The organism is uncultured Photobacterium sp., assembly GCF_947502415.1.
GTDB lineage: Bacteria > Pseudomonadota > Gammaproteobacteria > Enterobacterales > Vibrionaceae > Photobacterium.
In genome coordinates, this window is sequence record NZ_CANMZV010000001.1 from 102754 (window position 1) to 114831 (window position 12078).

General features: G+C 46.1%; 13 protein-coding genes. 2 read left to right on the top strand and 11 right to left on the bottom strand.

The window, feature by feature from the left end; genetic code table 11:
• Nucleotides 1-136: 136 nt before the first annotated feature.
• The 9 genes from Q0852_RS00420 to modA form a co-directional block, all read right to left on the bottom strand.
• The gene (locus Q0852_RS00420) at nt 137-1231 is read right to left on the bottom strand and encodes a TRAP transporter substrate-binding protein (protein WP_299012902.1); all 1095 of its coding nucleotides are present in this window, start codon (nt 1229-1231) and stop codon (nt 137-139) included.
• A gap of 313 nt (nt 1232-1544) precedes the next feature.
• Nucleotides 1545-2225, bottom strand: coding sequence for a response regulator (locus Q0852_RS00425; RefSeq protein ID WP_299012903.1), 681 nt, complete (start codon nt 2223-2225; stop codon nt 1545-1547).
• Complete coding sequence (locus Q0852_RS00430; protein ID WP_299012904.1) at nt 2218-3822, bottom strand: sensor histidine kinase; 1605 nt, start codon at nt 3820-3822, stop codon at nt 2218-2220. Before Q0852_RS00430 ends, Q0852_RS00425 begins: the two co-directional genes overlap by 8 nt.
• Nucleotides 3823-4064: 242 nt before the next feature.
• Entirely contained in the window at nt 4065-5351 is a 1287-nt protein-coding gene (locus Q0852_RS00435) for a 2-hydroxycarboxylate transporter family protein (RefSeq protein WP_299012905.1), read from the bottom strand.
• Between the two features lie 207 nt (nt 5352-5558).
• Nucleotides 5559-5696: a hypothetical protein gene (locus tag Q0852_RS00440; RefSeq protein ID WP_299012906.1), complete on the bottom strand. Its 138-nt coding sequence runs from the start codon at nt 5694-5696 to the stop codon at nt 5559-5561.
• Nucleotides 5697-5812: 116 nt separating this feature from the next.
• Nucleotides 5813-6658 carry a ModD protein gene (modD, locus tag Q0852_RS00445; protein ID WP_299012907.1) on the bottom strand — a complete coding sequence of 282 codons (846 nt, stop codon included), beginning with the start codon at nt 6656-6658 and terminating at the stop codon, nt 5813-5815.
• 11 nt (nt 6659-6669) lie between these two features.
• Entirely contained in the window at nt 6670-7284 is a 615-nt protein-coding gene (locus tag Q0852_RS00450) for an ABC transporter ATP-binding protein (RefSeq protein ID WP_299012908.1), read from the bottom strand.
• Between the two features lie 49 nt (nt 7285-7333).
• Nucleotides 7334-8110, bottom strand: a complete 777-nt coding sequence (locus tag Q0852_RS00455; RefSeq protein ID WP_299012909.1) for an ABC transporter permease — start codon at nt 8108-8110, stop codon at nt 7334-7336.
• Between the two features lie 3 nt (nt 8111-8113).
• Entirely contained in the window at nt 8114-8881 is a 768-nt protein-coding gene (modA, locus tag Q0852_RS00460; RefSeq protein ID WP_299012910.1) for a molybdate ABC transporter substrate-binding protein, read from the bottom strand.
• Between the two features lie 204 nt (nt 8882-9085).
• Here modA and Q0852_RS00465 point away from each other — a divergent pair, with 204 nt between their 5' ends.
• Nucleotides 9086-9322 carry a hypothetical protein gene (locus Q0852_RS00465; RefSeq protein WP_299012911.1) on the top strand — a complete coding sequence of 79 codons (237 nt, stop codon included), beginning with the start codon at nt 9086-9088 and terminating at the stop codon, nt 9320-9322.
• Between the two features lie 39 nt (nt 9323-9361).
• Here Q0852_RS00465 and Q0852_RS00470 read toward each other — a convergent pair whose 3' ends face one another.
• Nucleotides 9362-9931: an SOS response-associated peptidase gene (locus Q0852_RS00470; protein ID WP_299012912.1), complete on the bottom strand. Its 570-nt coding sequence runs from the start codon at nt 9929-9931 to the stop codon at nt 9362-9364.
• Between the two features lie 250 nt (nt 9932-10181).
• Between Q0852_RS00470 and Q0852_RS00475 the strand changes: the two genes are divergently transcribed.
• A complete protein-coding gene (locus Q0852_RS00475) occupies nt 10182-11765 on the top strand; it encodes an amidohydrolase family protein (RefSeq protein WP_299012913.1) in 1584 nt (527 codons plus the stop codon).
• Nucleotides 11766-11844: 79 nt separating this feature from the next.
• Here Q0852_RS00475 and Q0852_RS00480 read toward each other — a convergent pair whose 3' ends face one another.
• Nucleotides 11845-12021: a hypothetical protein gene (locus Q0852_RS00480; RefSeq protein ID WP_299012914.1), complete on the bottom strand. Its 177-nt coding sequence runs from the start codon at nt 12019-12021 to the stop codon at nt 11845-11847.
• Nucleotides 12022-12078 lie beyond the last annotated feature (57 nt).

Below are 12078 nucleotides of genomic sequence, written 5' to 3' on the forward strand. Positions count from 1 at the left end.
AGGTGAGATAACTTCTGAATGCTATAGGAGAGAGTCTGGAACCAAATATGTGTAAAAGCCTCCGCCTGGTGATTATGGCGAAGGCTTTTTTCGTTTTTGAGGCTAGATTGAATGCTTTATTCAATCATATGAAACATTATTGCGGATTTCTCGCATTCAGATAGGCTTGTTCAGAAAGAGAGTGCCAATCATGGCCCTGATCTCGGAACATCATGTATGACACATAGACCTTCTGACTTAATGCATCTTTTTTAGCTTCTTCAGCTACAACCTGTTCTGATATTTCTTTTAATTGCTCAAGTACATCTGGTGGGAAAGGAAGTAGGTTTATTTTGTGTATACCCACTAAGCGCTCTAAAGCCGCATTATTACGCGCGGTATATTCAGCCAATACATTGACATTAACAATACGGGTTGCATTCATTACAATTGATTGAAGATCTTGCGGTAACTTCTCATAGGCTTTTTTGTTAATCAGTGCCTCAAATATAGTGCCGGGTTCATGCCAACCGGGGAAGTAGTAATATCTCGCGACGCGGTGCAGACCAGACTCCATATCATTGTATGGACCAATCCATTCAGCGGCATCAACTTTACCGTGTTTTAGCGCCATGTATATTTCGCTGCCGGGCAGGAGAATGGTTTCAACGCCTAACTGGTTCAGTACTTTACCAGCAAGGCCTGGAATACGCATTTTCAGGCCTTTAAGATCATCTATGCTTTTGATCTCTTTGTTGAACCAGCCTCCCATTTGTACACCTGTACTACCAGCAGGCATGGGAATAATACCAAATGGTGCATAGGCTTCATGCCACAGTTCGAGACCTCCGCCGTGGTATATCCAGCTATTCATTTCTTGTGCTGTAAGGCCAAAGGGGACTGCAGCGAAAAATTGTCCAGCAGGTACTTTATCTGTCCAGTAGGAAGCGGCACTGTGTCCCATTTGAACTTTACCGCTTGAGACAGCATCGAATACATCCAGTGCTTTAACTAGTTCTCCGGCACCATAGACTGTGACTTTTATACGGCCACCACTCATTTCGTTAATGAGTTCAGCCAGCTCATTGGCTCCAAGGCCAATTCCGGGGTAGTTTTTTGGCCAGCTGGTGACCATCTTCCATTCATATTCAGGTTTTTCTGGTTCGGCTGCATGGGTAACAAATGGGAATAAAAGCGTACTCACAATCGCTGCGGCCACTGCGAATTTTCTGACTACATCCTGCAACTGCATTGTGCTTTCCTCAACGTTAGTGTGTTTAAGAGTGTTTCGTGGTTCGTTTTAGCAGTGAAAATAGCTCTCCAACTAAAGTGTTCAATTATTCAGTTTGGTATTAAATATAGTCACTTCTTTTAAGGATATTTGAGTTGGTTAAATAACAAGAAGTTAAGCAGAGAGAAGTGCAATTTAAAGAAAAATCGGTAAAGGGAACACTGTTAGCCGATGCTTCTGAGGTGGCTAAATTGAGTATCAGCCAGCAAATATTAAAGCCTCCGTCATGGCGGAGGCTTTAATTTATTATCGTAAGTTCAGTTGAAATAAAGGGTTATTCAACCATTTGATACAAACGGCGCGGACGGCCGCCAGTCTTGTAGTTAAGCACTAGCTTGATCATGCCTTCCGATTCCAGGAACTCCAGATAACGTCTTGCCGTAATGCGGCTGACATTCATTCGTTTGCCGATATCATCAGCTGAAAAGTCATGTAGTTTTTCATTTTGCAAAATGGCTTTCAGTGAGGCCAGGGTTGTGGCATCAATACCTTTTGGTGTCTGACGTACCTGTCTTACTGGAGATTTTCGCAAGATCTGGTCGATGTCATTCTGATCTACAGTTGTATTTCCTGAAAGCTTTTGTTTATACAGCTTGTAGTCATCCAGAGCCTGGTTGACGCGAGACATACGGATAGGTTTTACCAGATAGTCAGTAACACCGAGCTGGACGGCTTTCTCGACCGTGGTTGTTTCACGTTCGGCTGTGGTCATGATGAAGTCACAGGCGGCGTTTTGTTCACGTAGCTGGCGGATTACATCAATACCGTTGCCATCAGGCAGGCTGATATCAACAAAGATCAGCACTGGCTTGAAAGCATCATACTGTAATAAGGCATCAGCACAGCTTTCACTGACGGCAACCACAGTGAAGTCTGGGTTTTGATTGATGGTTGATTCGAGCGTGTAGCTGGCACGAATGTCATCTTCGATAAGCATTACTGTTGTTTTAGTCATGAGCGCTGATTTCGTTTTTATCGAGGTAGATGCTGAATAATGTTGTGTTTTGTTCTGTCCGTTCCCAGTCGATGTTGCCGTGGAAGTAATCAACCAACTGCTTGACCAGGTAAAGGCCGATGCCGTTTTGTTCATCGTCATTTTTTGAACTAACGCCGAATTCCAGAATTCGGTCGGTAATATCTTCGGGTACACCGGCACCGCTGTCCTGGACTTCTATAATTATATGGTTGCTTCGGTCGCTCAGATAAACTTGTACTTCCGGCTCGACTTGTTCACGGTTCTGCCATGATGCAAGCAGGGCATTATCGATCAGGTTGCCAAGCATTGTGACAAATTTTTCCGATATATTCTTTTCGTAGCCCGACAAATTAATATCTTCATCAATCGTGAATTTTACGCCGATCTCTGATGCTTTATTGAATTTTGCCAGTAGCAATCCGGCCACGGCACTGTCGGTTACGGACATTACAATACTGCGGATAATCGACTGGCAGCGGTCGGTTTCTTGTTGGATGAAATCGACGGCTTCGTTATATTTGCCGATTTGCAGCATGCCGGAAAGGGCATTGAGTTTATTGGAATACTCATGGGTTTTGCTGCGAAGCAAGGCTGAATAGTTTTTCAAGTTGGTAACTTCGGTTTCAAGTTCATTCCTGTCCAGGTTGGCGAAGAACACAATGACATGACCACGCGGGCCTTTTGGGTTTTTGATTGGATAGATATTGGCGCGGTAGTTTATTTTTCCGATATTGAATTCGCCCTGATGGAAAGCTTCCTGGCTGGAAAGAACTAGGTGGCTCAGTGGTGCGGAATAGCGTGATAAGGGCTGGTTAACATAATCGTAGCGTCCCGGCACTCCCATCGACAGCAATTTCAGCGCGCTGTTATTGATGGTCGTGATGTTCATGTTGTGATCGACTGCAATGATGGCATCGCGAATACTATTGAGGACCATTTCATGTTCGCGGAATTTGTTGACGATAAATTCAGGTTCATAATCGAGGAAGGTTCGCTTCATTTTGAACACAAAAGCACCGGTAATGCCGATAGCCAGAAGATAAACCAGAACAATCAGTAATCCGATATAGCCGAATTGCTGATAGAGAATGGTTGAGGCCTTCTCTGACAGGTAGCCGATAGTAACCGTACCAATGATCTCACCATTAAGGATGATTGGTGAGAAGTTACGTATTGCTTTGCCAAGCGTGCCAGAGGCGACGCTGCTGAACTCTGCCCCGTCTACGATCGCAGGGATAATATCGTCACCCATAAAGTGTTTGCCGATTCTATCCGGGTTAGGGTGAGTCAGGCGTTCTGCTTTTTTGTCTACCACTACGATGTAGGAGGCGTCGGTACGGGTTCTTATGGTTTCTACGTAGCTTTGCAGATCATAGGCTTGCCCGCTGTTTTTTGCTTCAACAGCATCTATGACCACAGGATCGCAGGCCACAACCCGTGCAAGCTCGAGTCCCCGAGCTTTAATGCCTTCTATATGACTGTTTTGCAACAGGAAAAATATTGCTGTCGTTACTGCGATCACAATGCACGACGAGGTCGCCGCTGTTGTGAGGGCAAGATAACTTTTAAGTTTCATTATATTTGTTGTGTTTTAGGGTACGTCAAAGGAGGGGAGTATAACCGAATACACCATGCTGTGAATGGTTATCTTTCACAGTTGGTTATTCTTACAGAGAATTTGGATAACTATCCGCCATGATGCCGGATTGGACGTCGAATTTGTGGTGATGCTGGGAAATGAAATGGGTTGGTGGATAATAAAAAGCCGGGCATGAAAAGCCCGGCTCAGATATCTGAATTTTCAGAATCGTATCTGCTTTATTTCAGCAGCTCAATGATCAGTGTTGCAAGGATCAGCATGAATGCACCGCCAATGCGTGATGAGATCTGAGCAAATGGCATCAGTTCCATACGCTTACTTGCAGCAAGAACGGCTACGTCACCAGTACCACCCATGTTAGCCATACACAGACCAGCAGTGATCGCAGCTTCGATTGGGTGGAAGCCCATTAGGCGACCAACTAGTGCAGCACCGATGATAGCACCCAGAACAGTTGCGAATACCAGTAGGAAGTACACAAGGTTAAGAGATGCGATGATCTGGTCCAGATCTGTGTAAGCAACACCGATACCAACCAGTAGCGCTGGAGTCAGGTTATCTACCACAAACTTGTACCAAGCGTGTGCTGCTTGCTCAAGTTCACGAGGCATAAAGCCAGATACTTTCACTACTGCAACGAAGATAATCATCAGCGCGTAAGTGTGCATGCTGATAACATTGCTCAGTAGAGTACCTACGTAGAACATAGTGATTGCTAGTAGCGCACCAATACCCAGAACGTCAATAGACGCTTTGTGCTCTTGTTGTTCCTGCTGCTTTTCTTCTTCAGCGGCACCGCGCATCAGCTTACCGTTACCCGTTAGAGAAGGGTAGAAGTTGCCAAGCTTGTTCAGAAGGCCTGCCATGACGATTGCAACTGCGTTACCGATAGCAAGTGCTGGAACCATTTTTGACATTAGCATTTCAGCAGACATACCTGTGTTACCAGACATGATTTCAACTAGTGGTACAGCGCCTGCACCCATGCCGCCGCCCATAATTGGTAGGGCAATAAGCATAACTGAGTCGAAGAAACCATTGCCTAGCGCGCTACCTACAAGGCCAGCGAACAGGAACGAAACGGCAACACCACCCAGAATAACAGGGATGTATTTCAGTGCCGCTTTCTTAAGTGTATTGCCATCCATACCTAGGATAGAACCTGTTACCAGGCTGGCAATAAAGAAAGAAAGGAAACCGCCGCTCTTCATGAAGGTAGTTACTGTGTTTGCAGTTTCTTGAGGTACCAGGCCACTGTGGAAAATGTATGAAGAACCAAAAATGATTACAATGGCACCGCCACCAAAGAACTGGTTAACGATAGGTGTTTTGTCGCCTACGACATTCAGAATGTAGCCTACAACTGCCATGATGCCGATAGCACCGATAATGCCGTTAGGCATTTCATTTTGAATTGTGGCCAGAAGGATCACCGCCGCAGACAGTGCGAAAATGATGTTAATCATTCGCTTGTCGCTTTGGGACATTACGTTATTGGTTAGCATGGTTCACCTGTTTAGTAGGGTTGTTATGTTTTTTGCGTAGTCTAACAACACTTTTTCCCAGGTAGGTTGAATCCTTCCTTTATGTAACTATCTAGCTCTTTTGTAACTTTTGTAACTGCTTAAACTCTGTCTGTTGTGTTCTATTTAAAATCAAATTGTATGAATTGAATCATTCCTGAACATTCGGCTGCTTAATGAGATTGATTATTAACTACGCAGGGTTGCCTTAAGGCATAGCTCGATAGTTTCGAGAAGCTGGCTGTCAAATGCTAGTGTCCTGTTAAAATCCAATACCAGAAATTCAATCTGGCAGTTTCCTTTGCCCGGAATATCAACAGTGATCATCTTTATCTCCTTTAAACGAATTCTTACTGAATTATCGACGTAAATTGAAGGGGATACCGTTACCTTCAGCAGGTTAACGGTTCCCGCTGTTATGAAAATACACTTAAAAATAAAAGTTAAAGTGGAGTAATGATCACCTTGATATCTTCCGGCGCAGCGTAATACGGCGCAGAGGTAATAAAGAGGTTCACGCCCGTTTTGGCATACTCAGCTGCATTGTTGCGGTTGATGCCGCCGGCAACAGACAAGATGGTTGATTTGCGGGAATCGGTAACAAGAGCCAGAGCCTCGGACACTTCGTCTACTGAAAATTTGTCGAGCTGGATGATATCCGGTTCGCCTTTAAGGATCTCTTCAACCTGATCAAGAGTATCGGCTTCAACGGTAATTTTGTTTTCCGGAGCTTGTTGGCGAAGTCTGCTGATCTGAGCTTCGAAGTTATCCGGCTCTGCACACAGACGACGGTGATTGGTGAATACCAGAATGGTTTCGCTCAGTCCTGCTCGGTGAATGTGGCCGCCTCCGGCCAATACTGCGGCGGTTGCCAGTTTTCGGGTTCCCGGAATGCTTTTTCGGGTACAGGCGACAATAGCATTCGGGTTTTCTGCCTGAACTTGAGCTGTCATATTGGCGGTATACTGAGCCACACCACAGCTCCATTCCAGTACGAGTTGAACGGCTTTCCAGCCGGTATGAAGTTGTTCGGCTTTGCCTTCGGCTTCGATAAGTATGGTTTGAGCCTCAACATCGGCCCCGTCTTCGACATGAACAACAGGCTCTAGCCCCAGTTTCACCAGTAAGGCTCTGGCAACCTCAATTCCGGCAACCCGTCCGGCCTGTTTTCTCTTAAACACCATTTTACCCATGTGTTTTTCGATGCCGAGTGTGTGGGTGGTTAAATCTCCCCGGTAGGAATCTTCAAGTAAAAAGGCATCAAGTTCTTGATCGGAAAAGTACAACATGGGAACTCCTGTTAGTGGATAAGCCGACCGTCGAGGATACTTATCTGACGGTCGGAAAGGGCGTCTGCTTCTCTTGGTTCATGAGTGACCAGAAGAATACTGACCCCGGTTTCTGTTCGTAATTGTTGAATGACCTGCCAGAGCCGGGTTCTGTTGTCCCAGTCCAGGCTGGAAAAAGGTTCATCAAGCAGCAAGAGTTTAGGCTTGCTGATCAGGGCTCTTGCCAGCGCAACCCGTTGCTGCTCTCCTCCTGAAAGCTGATGGGGATAATGATCGGCAAGATGGCCGATGTTGAGTTGCTCCAGCAAAGCGATTTGCTGAGCAGAATCGACAGTCTGTTTGCTTCCTTGCTGCGCCAGTGCCAGATTGCCGGCAACGGTACGGTGAGGGAAAAGATAAAGCCGCTGGTTCAGATAACGACATGCCCGAAGCCAACTCGGTTGGGTATCAATTTTTGCTTGATCAATAGATATTGAACCCTGGTAGTCGTTATATCCGGTGATGGCATTGAGTAAGGTAGTTTTTCCGCTGCCTGAAGGGCCGGTAATCGCAATGCATTCTGCAGGCTTCAGATGTAAATGGGCATTTTTGACTATCCCTGTGCTTAACTGGTTAATCTTCAGCATGGCGTAATACCTGTTGGTCGATACTCTTTGGGGTTAATGTTAAGGCTGTTTAATGTTCACAACGATTAATCGCTCTGGTGACAAACAGCAGGCAGGCTGCAATCACTAATAGCCAGAGAGCTGCCCCAATCGCCAGCTGGAAATCGCCGCTCGAAATATTCAGGTAAATTGCCATCGGCAAGGTTTCTGTTCTGAACCTTGTCGCGCCTGCCAGCATAAGCGTGGCTCCGAATTCACCAATAGCTCGGGACCATGCAAGAATGGCTCCGCACACCAGGGGGCGCCAGCATAACGGAAGCTCAACTTTTAGCAGTGTTGCCAGAGGTGAAAGTCCCAGATTGTAAGCGGCCAGCCGATAGCCTGGATCAATAGTAGAAAATGCGCCACGGCAGCTTCTTAGCATGATAGCGGTGGCGACATAGGTTTGAGCAATCACAATGCCTGCCGGACTGAACACCAGCCCGCGCAGTGATGGCAACAACTGAGCGAGCGGACTTTGCGGACTGATTAACAATAACAGTCCCATACCTGTGACCAGCGGTGGCAATACCATTGGCAGATCAAGCAGGGTATCAATGATGCTTTGGCCGGGGAGTTTTACCTGGTTCATCAGCCAGGCAGCCGGAATAGCGATCAATATAGCAAGGCACAGTGAAATCAGTGATGTGCCGAGTGACATTCCAAGCGCAAAATGGATCTCCGGATCACAGATCGTTTCGATCAGCGAACCTGTATCAAGCTGGAAAATCATGGCACTAACAGAACCGCATACGATACTGAGTAAAAGCAGCAGCGGCAACAATGCCAGTTTTAAACTGATATTCATTTTCTAGTTGCTGATTGGCTTCAGTGGCAGAAAGCCAGCGTCAGTAAAAGCCTGTATACCTTTTGCTGAAGTCAGCTTTTCCATCAGCAGTTTGGCCTCATCGGGGTGCTGGCTGGATTTAAGCAGGGCAATGGCCGCAGTTTCTTCCGGAGCACCTTCAGGATTCGGCAGCATGATAACTTTGTCTCTGGCTTTCCATGCGCTAGCGCGACCAATGACAGCGGCATCAACATCACCATTCAGTAAATAGAGGGTTAACTGTTTTACGGTTGCTGCACGAACTACCACTTTGTTCATCAGGTCATCATAGTGGCAAGTCGTCCTTAAAAGCTTTTCTCCACTGCGTCCTAGTGCCATTGCTTTGCTGTCACCTAGCCCGAGGCGGAGGTTAGTTGCTGCTAACTCATCGACAGAGTGAATGCTTGCGGCTTTATCTTTGCGAATGGCGATAACAGGGATATGGCGAACCAGCTTTGATGATGCAGAAACCAGTCCGTCTTTTTCCAGTTTTGAGATGTAGCGATCGGAGCCGGGAATGAAGAGATCCCCCTGACCTGTAATTCTGTAGCGGGTAAGAATTTGCCCTGAACCGCCGTATTCCACTGTGACGGTATGTCCGGTTTGTTGCTCAAACTGGTTAACGATTTTTTCAACCGGTTCACGAAGACCTGCGCCGGCATAAACATGAAGTGCTGCGGCTGATACATTGGTCGAAATCAGGCTGGCAGTACTGAAACAGGCAAGGAATAGGAAAGGGGCGGCTTTGTTCATGGTAATTCACAAAATTATAATCGATATGTACTAAACTATACATCGAGCTAACCAAAAGATAAATAAGGCGAATTTGCGATTGATCATACAATTTGAAATTAATGTACTGCGGTTGCTGGCTTAGTGAATTAGCTTAGATTAGTCTCGTAGTGACCTTTTTGAACAACGTTTTAGAAGCAGTCTTAATCAAAAAGGAGAAACAGCATGGCAGTATTTCAATTCTTTCATAACAGCAAAGTGCTTACTTACATCGATATCAACTCGGCAACATGTCGTGAGGAGGAGAAGCAACTGAGAGAGCAGGGCTTTACGGATGTCGGCGACATTATCCAGGCTGAAAATGCCAGAGTGGCAATCAAAAAGTTCCGAGACACTGAGTATGATGATTTGAAAGAGTATGCTGCGATCAGTGTTCTTTGCTGTCTGGCAAACACATTGTAGATGAAGTTATTTCTTTAAGCGTAAAGACTCAGATCAAATTCAGCATGCTTGTATCTTAAGTGGCAGGGTATTATCGGGCAGTAACAAGGTTGTCAGTTTATTGGTATCACCATTAAGCCAAAGCCTGATGCTGTTGAGCGGAATAAATACCGGCATCCGCGGATGGTAAGGTTGGCATTCGTTGTTAGCAGATGTGGTCAGAGTGACAAGGTGGGGAGTTGCGTATGGAAACCAGATCCCTGCCATATAGAGTGGCTTTCCTTGAGCGTGAGTAAAAAGATACTTTTGTTTGCGAGGGGCACCTTCATCTCGCCATTCATACCAGCCGGAACAAGGAACAAGACAGCGATGGGTTCTCATCGCAAGACGGAATGTTTTTTTCTCTCCGGCCGTTTCCCCCTTTGCGTTGATAATCAAATGTGTTGCCCAGTCGGGCTGAATGCCCCAAATGGTGTCTTGCTGAACCAGTCGATTGTCGATCATTGCCAGCGTCGATACGGTTAGTGTCGGCCGCAAATCGATGTTGGTTTCGGTGGTAAATCTGACTCCGGTTTCCTCGTGTACCATGGTATCCAGTGATGTACTGACGACGCTGAATCTTCCGCACATAATTCCTGCCTTGCTTTAAGAACCGGCTTAGATAGCTTTATCCCAACCTGAATTTTCTTCGTTTCTGTTTTTATTCTAGTCCTTTGATTTTAAATATGATCATCAGCACATAATTCAAATTTATAAAATTATCAATCAATTGCATACAAAAGGGAGAGGTATAGAATGGATTGCCTAAGTTATTGTGTCGTAATGACTTGATCCGACTGTGCAAAGGTCTTACGACATGCATAGGTAAGGAGTAGTTGTTATGCGACAATTAATAAAAAATGCCAGAGTCATCGACGGAATGGGAGGCGCTGCTTTTAACGGTGATATTCTGATTGAGGGACGTCTCATCTCTGATGTTGCCTCCGTGATTGATACCGCAGCTGATGAGGTGATCGATGCTGCCGGCGCTTATGTTACACCGGGATTTATAGATGTTCACAGTCACGCTGATTTAGCGACCTTTATTCCGCGAGGATTTCAGCCCAAAATTATGCAGGGGATCACGACCGAACTGGTTGGCTTATGTGGCCTTGGGGTGACACCTTTGCCCAAGGCTCTTCAGCAGGAAGTGCGCGATCGGTTAATCATAGGCAATCCGCCAATAGACTGGAACTGGGAAGATTACACGACATATTGCGCGGCGTTGGAACAGCAGGGCCTTGAAGTTAACCTGTCTTCATTTCTGCCGCATGGGCTGCTGCGTTATCAGATTTGCGGTAATAGCAGTATGCCTATGACAAAAGAGCAACGATGTTTGCTGGAAAAACTGGCTCACAGGGCGCTGTCTGGCGGTGCGCGTGGCATCAGTCTGGGGCTGATTTATCATCCGGCACTGTTCAGTGACAAGAAAGAGCTGCTGACAGTGGCACAAGTGGCGGCAAAACACCGTAAGCCATTGGTGGTTCACATGCGAAGTGAAAGTGATGAAATTATTGAAGCCTTGCAGGAAATGATAGCCATCAGTGAGCAGGCTGGCTGTCAGCTGCATATCTCTCACCTTAAGCTCATTGGCCGTCGCAATGCCGGAAAAATGGATTCACTACTCGGCTTGATTGATCACCATGATCTGACATTCGATCAGTATCCCTATCACTATGGTAGTACGACGTTGTTTTCTATCCTGCCGCCGGCGTTAATTCGTGCTTATGAGCCTGAAGCCTTGATGCTTGCTCTGCAAATGCCTGATGTTCGACGTAAGGTTCGGGATTGGTTTGCTGAACGTATTCTGCCGGACGCAGGGGAGCCGTGGGATAACCTGCCTGCTTTACTTGGCTGGGATAATATTCTGATTTGTGAAGTTGAAAGTATAGATGCGCGCCAGTGGCTGGGACGCTCTATTAGCGATTGTGCCAGTCAGCTTGAGCTGCATCCGGTTGATTTTGTCCTCGATTTGTTAGTCAGTGAGCGGGGTAATGTTCGTATGATTGACTACTTTATGGATGAATCCCTGGTTGAGAAAATCTTTACTCATCCTCGTGGTATGGTTGGTTCCGACACCATCTTTGGTGGACGGTTGCATCCTAGAGTCAGCGGCACATTTCCCCGTATTTTGAGTCAGTTTGTTAATCAGCGTGGCTTATTACCGATAGAAAAAGCCGTCCATAAGATGACAGCATTGAGTGCAGAGACATTCGGACTTCGCTACCGCGGCAAGATAGCTGCTGGTAACTATGCAGATATCTGTCTGTTTGGTGATGATTTCCGTGACAATGCGACAGTTGAGGCCCCTGAGCTTTATGCTAGCGGCCTGCGTGAATTATGGATTAACGGCAAAAGGAAGGTAGCTCAAGGTGATTATCTCAATAGCCGTCCTGGTTTGGTGTTGCACCACATGACCTTTTGAGCCAAATAAAAGGTAACTGAAGCATTTACTGACTAGCAAAGAAGCATCAGTGCCAAAGCCTGGGGTGCAGTTGTTCAGCTTATTTCTGTTGATCTTGCGCCCCAAGTTCAATATTTCCGTCAGGGTTTGATTTTGATGTGCGTTCTTTAGCCTGCTTTTCATGCAATGCCTCGATCAGCTTGCGATCGAGCTCGGCAAAATACAGGTCTTCCTCTGCCTTTCCCTTTAGGCGCATTTTTTCATTAAAGTCAACCATATCCATTTCCCCTTAATGAACCTGTCAATTTAATACTAGCCTAGTATTTGTAGGGGG